Genomic DNA, 14,985 nt, shown 5'->3' on the forward strand with positions numbered 1-14,985 from the left:
GCCCGGCCCAGTTTTTCTGAGAGTTTCAGCGGGTTTGGCTAGGGAGAGACGCCAAAACCCGCAAGGAAATCCAAAACTGGGATATTATGGGATATCATGGGAATTAATGGACGTCAATGGGTTTTAACCTGTTCTTTTTGGGAAAAGCTAATCTTTTCAGTGAGTTAATATTAAAAATAAGGAATATTCAGCAACCCACTGAATCATAACAATATATATCATTTTGATATAATTATGTTCTGCTTTTGTTCTGTTTTCTGGAAAGCATGTCTCAACCCGATGGCTGTAAGGTGATTCTGGGAATCACACGCTAAATATAGAGTGACATATTAAATGAGAGTCCGGCATTTAGTGGGATTTACCGGCACATAATGGCATAAAATAACCGTCAGCATGGCTTTGGGCCATTTGCTTCAATGAGTGTCGAAGTGGCATTGAATGTTGCGAAAAACTGTCAGATGGTCTGTAAGCCGGGTTCTGTAATGCTGTTACCAGCATTGGCGACTATTCATCTAGAACGGCTGTTACCAGCCACTTCAAGCAACCTACCCGGACATGATGCAGGACCGCATCTGAACGAACAAGCCGTTCCCATGTCCCTATATGGTTTTGCTCCGGATGGGGTTTACCATGCCCGTTCTGTTGCCAGACCGGCGGTGCGCTCTTACCGCACCATTTCACCCTTACCATGGCACGCCATGGCGGTATCTTTTCTGTGGCACTTTCCCTAGGGTTGCCCCCGCCGGGCGTTACCCGGCATCCTGATCCTGTGGAGCCCGGACTTTCCTCTCCCCCATCTCTTGCGAACTGGGGCAGCAGTCACCCGACCATCTGACAGCGCCGGACTATAGGGCGCGGCGGGGCATGACGTCAATATGGGGCTTGGCGTGAATATATGACGCAGAATATCGCTTTCCGCACCGGCCGTGCCATTTCGCCTTTGTCAGCATGATTAATGATGTTTGTCTTGAAACAGTAAATTGGGGAGAAGGCAAATATGCACCCGGCGGCGCGCACAAGGCGGATCATCGGCGCAGATGAATTATTGTTTGCCGCTATCGGGTACTTTTACGTTGCTGTTTTTCCGTTATGCGATTGCGGTACTGCTTGTTGGGGCCTATTTCAGCTTGCGATCTGAATGGCATTGGCCTCACCAGCGCAGTTTGCTGATTGGATTTGTAGGGCTATTTATCACCGCCAGCGGTTTTTTCCTGATCCATCTTGGTGAGCAGGCTTTGGCGCATCAAAATGGCTAGACCCAATCATCTTTTGTAGGCCATTTGATCGGTGGTTTCGGCGAGAATCATCACATGGCAAAAACCGCCTCTCGCGCTGCCCTGCCGAGTCTTGATGGCCTAGTCTTGATGGCCGCCTTGTTCCAAGGCCTCGGCCTTTTCGGCTGCTTCCAGCCATTCCATTTCCTTCTGATCCTTGCTGTCTTTTTGCGCGGCAAGCATGTCCACCAGCCGGTTAAAAAGGTCGGGATCATTTTGAAAAAGGTCAGGCACCGCCAGTTTGGTTTCAATCGTGGCGATTTCGGCGTCAATCGCGGCAATTTCATCAGGCAAAGTATCAAGCCGGTGCTTGTCCCGGAAACTCAGGCGGGCAGGCCGGTTGGTTTTGGGGTTTTCGGATGCTGATTTTTTTGGTTTCTTGCGGTCTGATTTTTCTATCTGGCGTGCTTCAGCGGCTTTTTTGCGCGCCAGATAATCGGAATAGCCGCCGGCATGGGCAACAATCTTTGCGTCGCCTTCAAAAGCCAGAATGCCGGTGACGGTGCGATCCAGAAAATCGCGGTCATGGCTAACGATCAAAACCGTACCGTCATAATCGGCAATCACTTCTTGCAGCAATTCCAGCGTTTCAATGTCCAGATCATTCGTTGGCTCATCAAGAACCAAAAAATTATGGGTCTGGGCAAATAGCTTGGCAAGCAACAGCCGGTTTTGCTCGCCGCCTGACAGGGTGGAAACACGCTGGGTCATTTTCACATCATCAAACATGAAATCACGAAGATAGCTGGTAACATGTTTGCTTTGACCGGCAACTTCGATCATATCGCTTCCGCCTTCACTAAGGATTGTCCATGGCGATTGATCGCGGTCGAGCGCTTCGCGGCGTTGGTCAAAATAGGCAGGTATCAGGCCAAACCCTTGGCGCACGCGCCCACTATCGGGTTTGGTGATATCCAGCAGCAATCGCACCAGCGTTGATTTGCCAACGCCATTCGGCCCGACAATGCCAATCCGGTCGGTTCGCCGTACTAGCAAATTGAAATGTTGCAGCAATTGCCGGCGTTGTTCGGGTATGGTACTGGTTTCATCTTTGTTGGCACTATGCTGGGTGATTGGCACGCTGGCGCAAAGGTCAATCGCTTCTAGAACCAATTGACCGCCGCCATCAGCAGGGCCGGTTTCCATGCGCATGCTGCGTTGCGTAAGCCCGCCAGCCTTGGCGCGTTCAGCGCGCATGCAAGCAAGTTCGCGAAGCCGCCCTTGATTGCGTTTGCGTCTTGCCGAAATGCCTTCGCGCGACCATTTAGTTTCGCTGGCGATACGGCGATCCATCTTGTGAAGCACCACCGCCTCATCCGCAAGAATGCCATCTGACCATGCCTCAAATTCGTCAAAATGCCCATCACGGCGGCGCAGCTTGCTGCCATGAAGCCAGATGATGCCAGTGCCAAGATTGCGCAAAAAGGCGCGGTCGTGACTGACCACCAAAAGCGCCCCGCGATGCTGGCGAAGCATATCTTCCATCCATTCAATGGTTGGCAAATCCATATGGTTGGTCGGCTCATCAAGAAGCAGGATATCGGGCTTGGTGTAAAGCGCGCGTGCCAAAGATACGCGCCGCGTCTCGCCGCCTGACAGTCCGTCACTCATCCGCAGCGGATCAAGCCCCATGCGCATTAACATGGCATCGGCTTTATGACCAATTTTAGTATCTTCCATGCCGGCGGTGACAAGCGCGCGAAGGCTCATACCCGGCGGAATTTGCGGGGCTTGTGGCAAATAGGCAATTTCGGCACCAGGCGACATCCATAGCGTGCCTTCATCCATCTCGCCTTGGCCAGCAAGAAGTTTCATCAAGGTTGATTTTCCGGCACCATTCGGCCCAACAAGCGCCAGCCGGTCGCCAGCATGAAGTGATAGATCGGCACCACGAAGCAGCCATCGGTCGCCAAGATTGACGCCAGCATCGGCAATGGTCAAAAGAGGGGGTGCCATAATATCTATCCTGACCGGTTACAGGCCGCGCTGGCGGGCAATGGCATCATAGGCCGCATTGATATTGGCCAGCCGGTCATTCGCGGCGGCGATGAATTCTTCGGGCATGCCATCGGCGGTCAAAGTGTCGGGGTGATGGGTTCGTGCCAGATGTTTCCAATGTTGGCGAAGTGCCTGATCATCAATGTCACTTGTTACCCCTAAAATTTCATAGGGCGAGGGGCCATTTGACTGATGCAGCGCTAAAAGCCGGTCAAAATCGGCGTCATCAAAGCCGAAAATCCTAGCAACCGTTGCCAGATAGGATAATTCGGGGCCGGTGATGTCACCATCTGACTTGGCAATGTGAAACAATAGATCAAGCAATTGTTCCAGCACTGGCGCGTGCGGCACAAACAGCCGTGCCACTTGTTTGGCGTAATCTTCAAACCCGTCAGGTGTCTGGCGCGCCAAATCCCAAAAACGGCCAACTTGTTTTACTTCGGATGGCGGGATATGGACACGCGCGCGAAAAGCGGTAATTTCATCACGTGTCACAATGCCATCGGCCTTGGCCATTTTTGCCGAAAGCGCGATCACCGCAACGGTAAAGGCAACACGCTTTGTGGCTTGCGGGTCAGGGCGCGATGGCACAAATTTGGACTCGACCGCATGACCAGCCGCCGCGCCAAGCAATCCGCCAATCGGCCCGCCAAGGGCAAACCCCGCAGTGCCGCCAATAATGATGCCCCAAATGCTCATGGCCTTATCTAGCTGGCAACGGGTGCGAAAGGCAAGATTTATCACGTGATTCTGCTGGGAAAACCCAACAAGGCGAATTCGCAAAAATGGGGCTGGCAATTCGCTTTGGCTGGATTTATGGTGCGCCTATGGATGACACAAAAAACACGCAAGAGATGCCAATTAGCGGTGATGATGCCGGATTGATCACCATGGACCTGACCGGCCTGAAATGTCCGTTGCCGGTGCTAAAGGCGCGCCGTCAAATCGGCCAGATGCCTGCCGGTGGTATTTTGGTGGTGATTGCCGATGATCCAGCTGCGCCATTGGATTTTGATCATTTTTGCCAAACTGGTGGGCATGACCTGCTGGAAAGCGTGGCAAAGGACGGTGTGTTTACCATGCGTATCGCCAAGGCACTTGCCTAGCAGCCGATCAGCCTAGCGCGGCATCAGCGCGGCAAGTATGGTTTGATGAAACTGCGCCGCATCAGCACCGGTTTCGCCGCCTTGATAAAGCCCAAGTTCCTGACAAAGAAGAAAAAACCCGGGTGCGGGAAGTCCGTTTCGATTGCGTGATATGACCAATGCCGCCCGCAGTGGCTGGCCAGCGGCATGATCTTGCCGCATGGTCGCCTCAAGCCATAGGGTCAATTTATGAATACGTTGTGGTGCCGGAATATCAGCCGCGTCGGCCATTTCGGCATAGGTTACAATCCGGCCTAGGCTTGTGGCTGAGGCAAGCACCATTTCGGCGCGGTTTTGCCAGACATGATCCTGATTTGTTGGCGGCGACATCAAATGCGTTCCTTTTTGGCAGGTCGGCCTCCTATGCGGCCAAATCCATGATCAATCAAAACCAGCAGTTCAGGCTGGATTATTTTGCGGTTTTTTCGGTGTTTTGGCTATTGAAGCCAGACCGGTTTGTGCCTAACATCCGCCCATGGTTTATCTGAAATCTCTTGTTTTTAACAGCTTGTTCTATGTTGGCACCGGTATCTTGGTGATTGTCATGGGGCCGGTGCTGCTGTTGCCATCGCGCTTTGCGCGGGCTGTTGCCCGTTTTTGGGGCTATATGACTTACTTGTTGCTGGCGATGATTGGCATCAAACAATCGGTTCATGGCAACCGCCATCTTGATCGGCAGGTTCTATATGCGGTCAAGCATCAATCGGCATGGGAAACGATCATTCTAAGCTGGCTGTTATCAGCACCAGCCTTTGTGCTAAAACGGGAATTGTTGCGCTTGCCGATTATTGGCTGGTTCTTTTTGAAAACCGGCTGTATTCCGGTTGATCGTTCGGCTGGCATGAAGGCACTTCGCGATATGCGCCTTGCCGGTAAGACGCTTGCCGCCAAAGGCCGGTCAATGCTGATTTTCCCGCAAGGAACCCGCATTGCACCCGGTGTTGATCAACCATACGAGATTGGTGTTTTCGCGCTATATGAGGCAACCGGATTGCCGGTTGTGCCAGTGGCCTTGAGTTCGGGTCATGTTTGGCCGCGCAATAGCTGGATGAAATATCCGGGGCTTGTAACGGTTGAATTTCTCGATCCAATTGACCCCGGGCTTGACCGAAAAAGCTTTATGGCAACCCTTAAACAGCGTATTGAGGATCGTATGGAAATTCTTGATGCGCCATTTATAAAAAATCAGGAAAAGGCATAAAAATGGATGGATCAGCCGGTCGCCCGCAAGGGCAAATGAATGTTCTTGGCAGCCCTCTAACCAGCTGCTCGCATGATCCGGTTACCGGATATTTCCGCGATGGCTGTTGCAATACAGGGCCATCTGACCGCGGGCTACATACCGTATGCGCAATTATGACCGATGCGTTTCTTGAATACAGCAAAGCCGCTGGCAATGATCTGTCAACGCCGCATCCCGAATTCGGGTTCCCCGGTTTGAAAGCGGGTGATCAATGGTGTTTATGCGCGGCGCGGTGGGAACAGGCGCGGGCCGATGGCAAGGCACCAAAGGTTCGGCTTGCCGCCACCAATCAGGTAACACTTGCCGTGTGCCAGCTTGATGATTTGAAAGCGCATGCAATTGACTTGAATTAATCGGGAATTCCGGCGGGTCAGATTTCACAAATGGAAAAGGATAACAGCCCATGTTAAGCTTAGACAAACAAGTGGATTTGACCTGTATCGAAACCGATAAGGTGGCCAAGGGCAAAATTGTGCGGATTCAGGGCAACCGTGTCGATGTTGCGCTTGATCAAGGCGGTTTGCTGATCTCGCTTTATATGAAAAAACCGGGCCTTTATGTTGGCAGCCAATCGGGCCTTGAATTTGTCATGCAAAGCTAGCAACAAGCCGAGATAAGGATTTTGATGACCCAAATTGATCAGCAGAATAATGACCAAAAGCTGGTTCGTCCCGCCGATCGTTCGGTATGGTTGATTTGGCTTGGCATGGTGCTGTTGGCGGTGGCGATTTTGCCTTTTGCGGTTCGCAATAGCGAGACTGTTCGCCAGATTGCGGCAATGTGCGGGTTTACCCTAAATTAATCAGCTTTGCGCCGCGTTCTTTTTGGTGTCTGTTTTGCGGTTTTTGGAGGCAATGTGCAGGTGGATAACATCGCCATATCGATATAATTCTGTAAATCTTCATCTTCACTAAGCGCATCAGTGGCAATCATCACCCACCCCTTCATGGTTTTACCATTCAGATCAAACAGGCGCGCATGGGGATCACCCGCGACAAGCATGCTGGCGCTTTCATTGCCAATACGGATGACCAGATAATCATCCCATAAGGCAAAGCAGATCTGGCCATGCATCATATAGGACAACCCGCCAAACAATCAGGTTTCTTCAAGGTCGAAAAGCGTTGCCGTCAGTTCATGTAATCGGGTGGCTTGGCCGCGGTCATACTTAGTAATCCCGAGATAATTTGGGTTGCTCCAAAACAAATTGGCGATCATTATTCCGATATGATGTAACGGCCAGCAGTGGCACGAAAACATCATGACGGATCGATCGATTAGCGTTAGGTTATTCTTGTCGATCACTTGTCATAGCAAAGATCACGTTGTGGCTAGCCTATCATTGTTAAGAAAAGGTACGCATATGATTATTCTTGATGGGGGGCTCGGTCGCCAACTAAAGGCAATGGGCGCGCCGTTTCGCCAGCCGGAATGGTCGGCGTTGGCGCTGATGGATGGGCCGGAATTTGTGCGCGCCGCGCATGATGCCTTTATTGAGTCCGGTGCCACAATCATCACCACCAACAGCTATGCTGTTGTGCCATTTCATATTGGCGAGGATTTGTTTCGCGATCAGGCTGGTGCCTTGCTAGATTTGGCTGGCCAATTGGCGCGTGATGCCGCCGATGCCGCACCGCATCCGGTACAGGTCGCCGCCGGTGTGCCGCCAATGTTTGGATCATATCAGCCCGATAAATTTGACGCTGGCCGCGCCACCGAGATGATTGGACTGTTTCGCCAAAAGCTTGACCCCTATGCCGATTTTTTTATGGCTGAAACCCATAGCTCGATTGCCGAAGCTATATGTTTTCTGGCGGTATTTGCTGATTGTGACAAGCCTGTTTGGCTGTCACTCACATTGGAGGATGCCAACCCGGTTGCTGGAACGCCGCAATTGCGGTCAGGCGAGCCATTGACCGATTTATTGGCAGCGATTGATGAGGCGCCGCCATCGGCTGTTTTGTTTAATTGCAGCCAGCCTGAAGTGATGGATGATGCAATACGGACCGTGGTTACGCATTTTGCTGGTAAGGTCATGCCGCCGCTTGTCGGAGTTTTGGCCAATGCCTTTCCTTTGATCGAAAAAACATATAGCGGGGCAAATGCCACCCTGCATGATCTTCGCGGAGATATAACGCCGTCTTCCTATGCTGATTATGCGGTGAAATGGGCGGCATCGGGCGCTGATATTATTGGCGGCTGTTGCGGTATCTCGCCCGATCATTTGCGCGAGGTGAAAACCCGTCTAATTGGCTAGCATATTGCCATTGGCAGTGTTTTTTTGCGATTTGCCAGACCAACCAGACAAAGCTTATAATTTTGCGAGAAACAAACCTGAAACAATTGAAACTGAAAGGCCGACCCATGAAAGATGCCAAACAATTCCTCCAAGAAGCCAATGCCGTCGTTCCGCGTATCTCCGCCGCTGATGGCATTGCCAAACATGGTGCTGGTAACAGCCTGTTCATTGATGTTCGCGATAGCGGCGATATTGCCAAAAGCGGCACGATCGCTGGTGCGCTTCGGATTCCACGCGGATTTCTGGAATTTGCGGCTGATGAAAACCTGCCCTATTTCAATGCAAGCCTCAGCAAAGATGCCGATATCGTTCTTGTTTGCGGTGCTGGTGGACAGGCCGCGCTGGCTGGCAAGACGCTAAAGGAAATGGGATATCAGAATGTGTGTAATGTTGGCGGCATTTCCGATTGGATTGCCGCTGGTGGCAAGTCTGAAGCCTAAGGCTTTGGGCGAGCGTCCGAAAAGCCAATAATCAAAATCTGTTGGCACAACGCGAAGGCAGAAAAAAAGGGGGGTTTTGGCCCCCCTTTTCGTGATAGGTCATCAAAAGACCTGTTCTACGGGGAAATGCCCGTCAATTTCTGATCTATGCGGACCCAGAAGGCTGCTCCTCAGCCCGCCAAACAGAAACCAAGTCCTTCGAACCAAACCGTTTATCACTAGACATCAGATCACCTCCTTTTCAATTTGTTGCAACTATGGGAATAAGCCTAGGAACAAAATCATCGCCTGTCACTAGGTTTTTGCGGGATGATGATGCCGAGGGGCTTGCACTTGGGAAATATGATCACCATTTATCGCTCCATGACACGCAAACTTATCCATCGTTTTTTATTGCTTCTTGCCCTATTTATGCTGAAAGGTGGCATCATGCCTGCCGCTGCTGCTACTGCCCATGATTTTAGTTTTACTAGCATTGATGGCGGTGATCTGCCCTTGGCAACATATCGTGGCAAAGTGGTTTTGCTGGTTAATACCGCGTCGATGTGTGGCTTTACCGGCCAATATGAAGGGCTGCAAAGCCTGTGGACGGAATATAAGGATAAGGGGCTTGTCGTTCTTGGTGTGCCAAGCGATGATTTTGGCGGCCAAGAATTGGATGATGCCAAACAGGTCAAGGAATTCTGCACGTTGAATTACGGTATTGATTTCCCAATGGCCGATATTGTTCATGTCAAAGGCCCAAACGCACATCCCTATTATAAATGGGTTGCCGATGCGCATGGCGGTCTTGCCGTGCCGCGCTGGAATTTCCACAAACATGTGATTGATGGTAATGGCGATTTGGTTGATTGGTTTACCTCGACTACTGGCCCAAAAAGTGGTCGTCTTCGCAAGGCCATTGAAACTGCGCTTGCCAAGTGATCATCTGACCGACCTATTTCGTTCTTCCCGCTGACTTTATGTGCTAGATTTACGCTGATATTTCCGGCGTGATGGTGTTTGACGCGTTGTTATTCCAATAATGGGCGCGGGCGCAAAAGCCGCAAAAGGCAGAGGGTTGGGCTGTTTATGGACATCAGCATTGTTCTTGTGGTGCTTGGCGCGGCCTTTTTGCACGCCTTTTGGAATTTTCTGGTTCGTGGTACGCATGACAAGGCGCTTGGCATGGCGGCGGTTATGTTTGGCCATCTGCCGCTGGCTTTTATTGGCCTTTTCTATACTGGCCTGCCGCCCGAAGGCGCATGGCCTTATGTGATGGCAAGTGCGGTGTTGCATCTTGGCTATCAGGTATTTTTGTTAAATGCCTATCGTTTTGGCGAGCTGACGCAGATTTATCCGGTTGCTCGCGGGGCATCGCCGCTGTTGATTACCCTGTTTACCATGATCACTGTTCCGGGTGTTTTAAATCCAATGGAGGTGATTGGCGTGATCATGGTGTCGGGGGCGATCATGACCTTTGGCATTGTTCAACATCGCAACAAGGCGGTTGGCGTTACCGGAATTGTTTTGGCGGTAATCACGGGCTGTTTTATTGCCAGCTATTCGATTGTTGATGCAGCTGGCACGCGCTTGACGCAAAGTGCAATCAGCTATTATGGCGCATCGACCACGTCCAATGCGGTTTTATTAGGATTGTATCTGGCACGGTTTCATCCAACGGTTTTGACGCGCATGTATCGCGATGCGCCACGCACTTTTGTGATTGGCGGGGCGGCGTCTTATTTTGCTTATGTTGCGGTGCTTTGGGCTTGTCTGTCGGCGCCTGTTGCCGTGGTGTCATCGCTTCGCGAGACCTCGGTTCTGTTTGCGTTGGCACTTGGAGTTCTGTTCTTGAAAGAAAAAATGACATGGTTTAAAGCCGGCATCATCTTGACGATTTTCAGCGGAGTTATTGTTTTGCGGATGGCCTGATAGCGTTGGCGCATTTCGCCGCAGGTTCGGGCTTTGGGGCTGGACAGTTTGCGCCGAAAAACGCAGTCTGGAACAGGGAAGTTAGTTTTTAGGATTTTTTCGTATGCAGGAATATGCCCTTCGCCGCGTTTTATCAGACGAATTACATGCGCGTGCGTTTCACGATTTTGATGGTGCAGGCCGATTTATCCGCTTTGTTTTTCTGGTTGGCGGTGATGACAGCAAAATTCTTGCCTATATCAATAAATTCCTATCTGCCGAGGGCCTAGCCCCGATTGATGCAGGCGAAAAATTCCGTCGCCATGACATGGCTGGCTATGCACTTCGCATTGAACGCCACACTGAATTTCTGTCAATCAGCTTTGTCGAAAAAAGCTTGCGAGCAAAAAATGGTCTAGCCACGAATGCGTTTGATGAAACAGCGCTTGAACATATGCCCTTTTCTTGGGCGCGAAATGCGCCAGCCCCGCTGTTTCATGCAATCTGGGTCGAGGTTGGCGGCAAGCCACTGCGCGGTCTAGATCAGGCACGCATGCTGGAGATTTTGCAAAGCCGCGTGGTGGCGGCAAACCAGTTCAGTGATAATGCGGCACAGGTACATTTTGCGTTTGATATTGATGATGCCGGTTTTTCGCGGGTGGTGATTTTTAACCATTCGATTGAGGCGACCCGGATGGGGCGTGTTGTGCAACGCGTTGTCGAGGTTGAAACCTACCGGTTGCTCGCATTGCTTGGATTGGCAACGGTCAAGGAATATTCGGGCCGTCTTGGCCTAATCGAAGATGTTGTCAGCACATTGACCAATGACCTTGCCGAGCAGATCAAGCTTCCCGACGGCAAGGTTCAGGCCTTGTTGTCGGTTTTGTCGTCGCAGGCCGCCGAAGTCGAAGACATCTATTCCAAAACTTCATACCGATTGGCGGCGACAACGGCCTATCTAAATATTCTGGCGTCGCGCCTTGACCGGATGCAGATGACGCGCCTACCGGGTTTTCAGGGCGTTCGCGGCTTTCTCGATCGGCGAATGGCACCCGCGATGCAAAGCTGTTCGGCATTTTCTGAACGGCTTGCGAGCCTGTCGCGGCGGATCAGCCGCGCTGGTGAATTGCTGCGCACCCAAACTGAATTGGTCATTCAACGCCAAAATCGAGATTTGCTGAAATCAATGGATGAACGCGCCAAGCATCAGCTTCGGCTTCAGCAGATGGTTGAACGCCTGTCGATTGCTGCGGTTACCTATTACGGGGTTGGGCTTGTTGGCTATGTTGCTGTCAGCCTGCCAATTGCCGAATGGGGATTGTCACTGACCTATATCAAGGCCGTGTCGGTGCCGGTGATTGCCTTTTTAGTCTGGGCCACCATCCGGCGGGTCAAAGATATTGCCGCTGGCGCGACAGATCGCTCAGCCAGCTAGGCGCGGGCTTATTGGCAGATATTAGTTGGTGAGTGCTAGTGGGCAGGGGAAAAAGCCAATAATGACAACTCGCGTGCATAGCCTGTGGCAAGATCAAACAGCACCGCACCGCCTGACGGTACCGCGATATTGGCGATGGCCTGAATGGTTACATAATGCGTTACCATAATAACCGGCGCGCCGTCACGGGGCAGACTGTCCAGTTTGGCTTGAAGCTTGGCCAAGGTTGCATCGCGCGGGGCATGGTTTTCATAAAATGAATTCAGCCCGCTAAACGGGGTGACAGGGCCTAGATCCAGCAAAAGCGCGGTTTCAAGACAGCGGCACCATTCGCTGGAATAAACACCCGCTAGATTAAGATTGGCAGCGGCGATTCGTTTGCCAATGCCGCGTGCCTGCATGCGTCCGGTTTCGTCAAGATTGCGCTGGGTCTGGCAATCTTTCAGATTGAAATTGGCTGGATCGCCATTGCCAGGTGCCAAGGCATGACGCAGGAAAATGACCGTGCCGTCAAACCGGCCATCATCAGCCCGCACTGGCAGATTGACCGCCAAAAGCAAAATAGATAAAAGCGCCGCCAGCTTTCCAAACCGCAAAATCACCATGAAACAGTGGCGCAAAGACAGCTTTGATTGGCATTTTATGCTGGCGGGCTGATCGGTCATATTTATGCGTTACGCCGGCTGACTTCGGCCATAAAGCGATGGCGGATAACCGGTGCATCCATGTCAATGACAGGTACCTTGATATTGCCTGACTCGCATTTGCTGACAATGATGGTCATCTTGTCACCGTCAAGCGCCTTTTGAACCGCCGCTGCGGTATCTTCGGCCGAACATTCAACAACATTTTCACAACCGCAAGCCTCAGCAACTTTGGCAAGCGATGTTTTCATGCCAGCATAGGTTGGTTGATCACCAGTTGAGCCATAGCTGCCATTATCGATAATCAGCAGGATAAAATTATCAGCCGGATTATTGGCAATTGTTGGCAATGTCCCAAAATTGGTCAGAACCGAACCATCGCCATCAATCGCAATCACCTTGGCTTTTTGCGCGAGGGCAAGGCCAAGGCCGATTGATGAGGAAAGACCCATTGTGCCAAGCATGTAGAAATTGGTTGGCTGGTCATCAAGCAGATGCAATTCTTGGGATGGCAAGCCGATGTTAGAGACAACCAATTGATCAGAAATCATCGGGATCAGTGTTTTTAAGACGTCGCTTCTAATCATCGGTTATGCTCCCTGCCAAAAGCTGGCATCGGTAAGAATGGCAACAGGCTTTTTCGCCATAAAGCTGTGGTTTAGAATAGCGTTCAGCTCGTCAGCGTCGCTTTGTGTATGGAAATGGTAGGTTGGAATATTCAACTGGTTCAACAATGCCTTTGTATGAACCGCCATTTCGACCTGACAGGCAACCGGCTCGCCAATTTCACCGCGATAGCTGATCAGCATCGGCAGCGGAATATTGTAATATTGGATCAAAGTCACAAGCGTGTTAATGGTGACACCAATCGCTGTATTCTGCATAATGATTGCCGAGCGCTTGCCGCCCATATAGGCACCAGCGCAAAGCCCCATCCCTTCATCTTCCTTGTTTGACGGAATATGATAAATGTCTTTCGAAGCTTCGATCTCGTCAATGACGCCAGCGAGCTGTTTACATGGCACAGTGGTCACAAATTCGATTCTATTCTTAATAAAATCATTAACAATTTTTTGGTTTATCGACATGGGAGCAGCACTCTTTCTGGCTCATTTTCACTAAGACGTTGCTGTAGGGGCACCGCAAATTTGATTTTTAGGACTGGAGATATCTTCCGATTAGGCGGAGTAAAACATAAAGTTTCGGCAATACAAAGCGCAAATTTTTGCTTTGCGACAGGCGGTCTAAAAAGATGTATTTCTTGAGACTTTGCGCTAGTTTTGACCGATCGAAGGGCAGGTTTCTGCCATCACATATCTAACCCGAAAGGGATATGCCGACATGACATCACTGATCCTTCATCATTACCCGCAATCGCCGGTTGCCCATAAGGTGCGAATGGCGCTTCGCATTACCGGTGCAAGCTGGCAGTCGGTAGAAATTCCACGTTTGCCGCCAAAGCCGCTTTTGGTGCCGCTGACCGCCGGTTATCGGCGTACGCCAGTGTTGCAGATTGGAGCTGATATTTATTGTGACAGCCAGAATATTGCGCATGCCATTGATCAATCAGGCGCGCCGTGTTGTCTGTTTCCCGATCAAACTTATGGCTTGGCTATGATGATCAGCAATTGGGCCGAAACCACGCTTTTTGATCTGTCGGTAAGGCTTGTCCTAACGCATGCGCTTGGCAAGGTGCCTGAAGAGTTTATCCGTGATCGCGGATCGCTGTATTTTGAGTCGAACTGGACCGAAGCCAGCCTGCGGGCAACTCTACCATCGGTGATGCATGAATTGCGGGCGTCACTTGGCTTTGTTGAGGCGCATCTTGGCGCAACAGAGGGCGTTTATCTTGCGGGGCATCAGCCTTGTTATGGCGATGCGGCGATTGGCTATATTTGCTGGTTCCTGCGTGGACGATGGGATGGCGGTGCGGCGTTGCTGGCGAATTACCCGGCTTTGTGCGTGCTTGAGGCTGCGCTTGACCAGCTTGGTGATGGTCAGCCGCAAGATTTGGACGCCGAGGCCGCGCTTGCCATTGCCAAGGCTGCCAAGCCGCAATCGCCAATCGGCATTATTGACGGTGCCAGCAGCCTTGCCATTGGCCAGAGAGTGATGATTCGGCCAAAGGGTGAAACCGCCGATCCTGATGTTGTTGGCACGCTTCGCTATTGTGATGGCATGCGCATTTCGATTGATCATAACCATGAACAGGTTGGTGATATTGCTGTGCATTTTCCGGTTGTCGGTTATGTCGTGACGCCAATTGACTGATCTATCCGATGTTCAATCCGGGATAGAAACGCAAGGCTAAGATAGAATTTCACGGCGCACTTATCTGGCAATTCTACTGCACTGATTTGGATAAAAGAATTAACCGGCCCCATTCTGCAAATTGAATGGGGCGGAAAGCACCCTATCGGCCATATAATGCTCATGGGGATATTTGATGCGACAATCAACATCGCTGAATGAAGCCGAAATTAAGGCTTTTACCGATCAGGCATTATTTACCAAGTCGCCGACCCTAAAGGGAAGGATGCCATTGATCGCGATGTGGATCATGGCGGGTGCGACTGTCGGTGCTATTTTAACGATTGGCATTTTGTGATTTTGA

At 51.1% G+C, this 14,985-nt stretch carries 20 protein-coding genes and 1 other RNA gene; 13 read left to right on the plus strand and 8 right to left on the minus strand.

What is annotated here, in order from left to right:
- Positions 1 to 450: 450 nt before the first annotated feature.
- An RNA gene (gene rnpB / locus ABXT40_RS03065) (RNase P RNA component class A) lies at positions 451 to 835 on the minus strand.
- A 202-nt stretch (positions 836 to 1,037) separates the two neighbouring features.
- Here rnpB and ABXT40_RS03070 point away from each other — a divergent pair.
- Positions 1,038 to 1,256, plus strand: coding sequence for a hypothetical protein (locus ABXT40_RS03070; protein WP_443646373.1), 219 nt, complete (start codon positions 1,038 to 1,040; stop codon positions 1,254 to 1,256).
- Between the two features lie 99 nt (positions 1,257 to 1,355).
- Here ABXT40_RS03070 and ABXT40_RS03075 read toward each other — a convergent pair whose 3' ends face one another.
- On the minus strand, positions 1,356 to 3,230 hold the full coding sequence (locus tag ABXT40_RS03075) for an ABC-F family ATP-binding cassette domain-containing protein (RefSeq protein ID WP_443646374.1): 1,875 nt from the start codon (positions 3,228 to 3,230) through the stop codon (positions 1,356 to 1,358).
- A gap of 18 nt (positions 3,231 to 3,248) precedes the next feature.
- Positions 3,249 to 4,016: a TerB family tellurite resistance protein gene (locus ABXT40_RS03080; protein ID WP_443646375.1), complete on the minus strand. Its 768-nt coding sequence runs from the start codon at positions 4,014 to 4,016 to the stop codon at positions 3,249 to 3,251.
- Positions 4,017 to 4,057: 41 nt separating this feature from the next.
- Between ABXT40_RS03080 and ABXT40_RS03085 the strand changes: the two genes are divergently transcribed.
- Complete coding sequence (locus ABXT40_RS03085; RefSeq protein WP_443646376.1) at positions 4,058 to 4,378, plus strand: sulfurtransferase TusA family protein; 321 nt, start codon at positions 4,058 to 4,060, stop codon at positions 4,376 to 4,378.
- A 12-nt stretch (positions 4,379 to 4,390) separates the two neighbouring features.
- On the opposite strand, the gene ABXT40_RS03090 is transcribed toward ABXT40_RS03085, so the two are convergent.
- Positions 4,391 to 4,747 (minus strand): hypothetical protein, encoded by a 357-nt coding sequence (locus tag ABXT40_RS03090; RefSeq protein ID WP_443646377.1) that lies wholly within the window; start codon positions 4,745 to 4,747, stop codon positions 4,391 to 4,393.
- 145 nt (positions 4,748 to 4,892) lie between these two features.
- Between ABXT40_RS03090 and ABXT40_RS03095 the strand changes: the two genes are divergently transcribed.
- The 4 genes from ABXT40_RS03095 to ABXT40_RS03110 are packed head-to-tail and all read left to right on the plus strand — an operon-like array spanning position 4,893 to position 6,462.
- Positions 4,893 to 5,618, plus strand: a complete 726-nt coding sequence (locus ABXT40_RS03095; protein WP_443646378.1) for a lysophospholipid acyltransferase family protein — start codon at positions 4,893 to 4,895, stop codon at positions 5,616 to 5,618.
- A 2-nt stretch (positions 5,619 to 5,620) separates the two neighbouring features.
- A complete protein-coding gene (locus ABXT40_RS03100; RefSeq protein WP_443646379.1) occupies positions 5,621 to 6,013 on the plus strand; it encodes a DUF2237 family protein in 393 nt (130 codons plus the stop codon).
- A gap of 50 nt (positions 6,014 to 6,063) precedes the next feature.
- A complete protein-coding gene (locus tag ABXT40_RS03105; RefSeq protein WP_443646380.1) occupies positions 6,064 to 6,261 on the plus strand; it encodes a hypothetical protein in 198 nt (65 codons plus the stop codon).
- 24 nt (positions 6,262 to 6,285) lie between these two features.
- Positions 6,286 to 6,462, plus strand: coding sequence for a hypothetical protein (locus ABXT40_RS03110; RefSeq protein WP_443646381.1), 177 nt, complete (start codon positions 6,286 to 6,288; stop codon positions 6,460 to 6,462).
- Here ABXT40_RS03110 and ABXT40_RS03115 read toward each other — a convergent pair.
- Positions 6,459 to 6,737: a hypothetical protein gene (locus tag ABXT40_RS03115; RefSeq protein ID WP_443646382.1), complete on the minus strand. Its 279-nt coding sequence runs from the start codon at positions 6,735 to 6,737 to the stop codon at positions 6,459 to 6,461. The genes ABXT40_RS03110 and ABXT40_RS03115 overlap by 4 nt on opposite strands.
- Positions 6,738 to 7,023: 286 nt before the next feature.
- Between ABXT40_RS03115 and ABXT40_RS03120 the strand changes: the two genes are divergently transcribed.
- The 5 genes from ABXT40_RS03120 to ABXT40_RS03140 all read left to right on the plus strand — a co-directional run bounded on the left by ABXT40_RS03120 (position 7,024) and on the right by ABXT40_RS03140 (position 11,727).
- Positions 7,024 to 7,917, plus strand: a complete 894-nt coding sequence (locus ABXT40_RS03120; protein WP_443646383.1) for a homocysteine S-methyltransferase family protein — start codon at positions 7,024 to 7,026, stop codon at positions 7,915 to 7,917.
- Positions 7,918 to 8,024: 107 nt separating this feature from the next.
- Positions 8,025 to 8,399, plus strand: coding sequence for a rhodanese-like domain-containing protein (locus tag ABXT40_RS03125; RefSeq protein WP_443646384.1), 375 nt, complete (start codon positions 8,025 to 8,027; stop codon positions 8,397 to 8,399).
- A 363-nt stretch (positions 8,400 to 8,762) separates the two neighbouring features.
- Complete coding sequence (locus ABXT40_RS03130; protein WP_443646385.1) at positions 8,763 to 9,323, plus strand: glutathione peroxidase; 561 nt, start codon at positions 8,763 to 8,765, stop codon at positions 9,321 to 9,323.
- Between the two features lie 147 nt (positions 9,324 to 9,470).
- Complete coding sequence (locus ABXT40_RS03135; protein ID WP_443646386.1) at positions 9,471 to 10,313, plus strand: EamA family transporter; 843 nt, start codon at positions 9,471 to 9,473, stop codon at positions 10,311 to 10,313.
- A 103-nt stretch (positions 10,314 to 10,416) separates the two neighbouring features.
- Positions 10,417 to 11,727 (plus strand): DUF3422 family protein, encoded by a 1,311-nt coding sequence (locus ABXT40_RS03140; RefSeq protein WP_443646387.1) that lies wholly within the window; start codon positions 10,417 to 10,419, stop codon positions 11,725 to 11,727.
- Positions 11,728 to 11,762: 35 nt separating this feature from the next.
- Here the strand turns inward: ABXT40_RS03140 and ABXT40_RS03145 are convergent, their stop codons facing one another.
- From ABXT40_RS03145 to comD, 3 genes are read right to left on the minus strand one after another with little or no spacing between them, the layout of a single operon-like run.
- Positions 11,763 to 12,392, minus strand: coding sequence for a histidine phosphatase family protein (locus ABXT40_RS03145; protein WP_443646388.1), 630 nt, complete (start codon positions 12,390 to 12,392; stop codon positions 11,763 to 11,765).
- Positions 12,393 to 12,394: 2 nt separating this feature from the next.
- The gene (comE, locus tag ABXT40_RS03150; protein ID WP_443646389.1) at positions 12,395 to 12,958 is read right to left on the minus strand and encodes a sulfopyruvate decarboxylase subunit beta; all 564 of its coding nucleotides are present in this window, start codon (positions 12,956 to 12,958) and stop codon (positions 12,395 to 12,397) included.
- Positions 12,959 to 12,961: 3 nt separating this feature from the next.
- The gene (gene comD, locus ABXT40_RS03155; protein ID WP_443646390.1) at positions 12,962 to 13,459 is read right to left on the minus strand and encodes a sulfopyruvate decarboxylase subunit alpha; all 498 of its coding nucleotides are present in this window, start codon (positions 13,457 to 13,459) and stop codon (positions 12,962 to 12,964) included.
- A 253-nt stretch (positions 13,460 to 13,712) separates the two neighbouring features.
- On the opposite strand from comD, the gene ABXT40_RS03160 reads away from it, so the two are divergent.
- Positions 13,713 to 14,642, plus strand: coding sequence for a glutathione S-transferase family protein (locus ABXT40_RS03160; protein ID WP_443646391.1), 930 nt, complete (start codon positions 13,713 to 13,715; stop codon positions 14,640 to 14,642).
- A gap of 175 nt (positions 14,643 to 14,817) precedes the next feature.
- On the plus strand, positions 14,818 to 14,979 hold the full coding sequence (locus ABXT40_RS03165; RefSeq protein ID WP_443646392.1) for a hypothetical protein: 162 nt from the start codon (positions 14,818 to 14,820) through the stop codon (positions 14,977 to 14,979).
- The last annotated feature ends 6 nt before the right edge of the window (positions 14,980 to 14,985 follow it).

The organism is Candidatus Ponderosibacter sp. Uisw_141_02 (genome assembly GCF_048087665.1).
Classification (GTDB): Bacteria; Pseudomonadota; Alphaproteobacteria; order Puniceispirillales; family Puniceispirillaceae; genus UBA3439.

What these genes read in the sequence shown, in the direction of transcription:
- ABXT40_RS03085 (WP_443646376.1), top strand. Translation starts at nt 4,058, where the DNA reads ATGGGGCTGGCAATTCGCTTTGGCTGGATTTATGGTGCGCCTATGGAT.
- ABXT40_RS03140 (WP_443646387.1), top strand. Translation starts at nt 10,417, where the DNA reads ATGCAGGAATATGCCCTTCGCCGCGTTTTATCAGACGAATTACATGCG.
- comE (WP_443646389.1), bottom strand. Translation starts at nt 12,958, where the DNA reads ATGATTAGAAGCGACGTCTTAAAAACACTGATCCCGATGATTTCTGAT.
- ABXT40_RS03115 (WP_443646382.1), bottom strand. Translation starts at nt 6,737, where the DNA reads ATGATGCATGGCCAGATCTGCTTTGCCTTATGGGATGATTATCTGGTC.
- ABXT40_RS03145 (WP_443646388.1), bottom strand. Translation starts at nt 12,392, where the DNA reads ATGACCGATCAGCCCGCCAGCATAAAATGCCAATCAAAGCTGTCTTTG.
- ABXT40_RS03165 (WP_443646392.1), top strand. Translation starts at nt 14,818, where the DNA reads ATGCGACAATCAACATCGCTGAATGAAGCCGAAATTAAGGCTTTTACC.
- ABXT40_RS03095 (WP_443646378.1), top strand. Translation starts at nt 4,893, where the DNA reads ATGGTTTATCTGAAATCTCTTGTTTTTAACAGCTTGTTCTATGTTGGC.
- ABXT40_RS03135 (WP_443646386.1), top strand. Translation starts at nt 9,471, where the DNA reads ATGGACATCAGCATTGTTCTTGTGGTGCTTGGCGCGGCCTTTTTGCAC.
- ABXT40_RS03120 (WP_443646383.1), top strand. Translation starts at nt 7,024, where the DNA reads ATGATTATTCTTGATGGGGGGCTCGGTCGCCAACTAAAGGCAATGGGC.
- comD (WP_443646390.1), bottom strand. Translation starts at nt 13,459, where the DNA reads ATGTCGATAAACCAAAAAATTGTTAATGATTTTATTAAGAATAGAATC.
- ABXT40_RS03100 (WP_443646379.1), top strand. Translation starts at nt 5,621, where the DNA reads ATGGATGGATCAGCCGGTCGCCCGCAAGGGCAAATGAATGTTCTTGGC.
- ABXT40_RS03125 (WP_443646384.1), top strand. Translation starts at nt 8,025, where the DNA reads ATGAAAGATGCCAAACAATTCCTCCAAGAAGCCAATGCCGTCGTTCCG.
- ABXT40_RS03130 (WP_443646385.1), top strand. Translation starts at nt 8,763, where the DNA reads ATGACACGCAAACTTATCCATCGTTTTTTATTGCTTCTTGCCCTATTT.
- ABXT40_RS03075 (WP_443646374.1), bottom strand. Translation starts at nt 3,230, where the DNA reads ATGGCACCCCCTCTTTTGACCATTGCCGATGCTGGCGTCAATCTTGGC.
- ABXT40_RS03070 (WP_443646373.1), top strand. Translation starts at nt 1,038, where the DNA reads ATGAATTATTGTTTGCCGCTATCGGGTACTTTTACGTTGCTGTTTTTC.
- ABXT40_RS03110 (WP_443646381.1), top strand. Translation starts at nt 6,286, where the DNA reads ATGACCCAAATTGATCAGCAGAATAATGACCAAAAGCTGGTTCGTCCC.
- ABXT40_RS03160 (WP_443646391.1), top strand. Translation starts at nt 13,713, where the DNA reads ATGACATCACTGATCCTTCATCATTACCCGCAATCGCCGGTTGCCCAT.
- ABXT40_RS03090 (WP_443646377.1), bottom strand. Translation starts at nt 4,747, where the DNA reads ATGTCGCCGCCAACAAATCAGGATCATGTCTGGCAAAACCGCGCCGAA.
- ABXT40_RS03105 (WP_443646380.1), top strand. Translation starts at nt 6,064, where the DNA reads ATGTTAAGCTTAGACAAACAAGTGGATTTGACCTGTATCGAAACCGAT.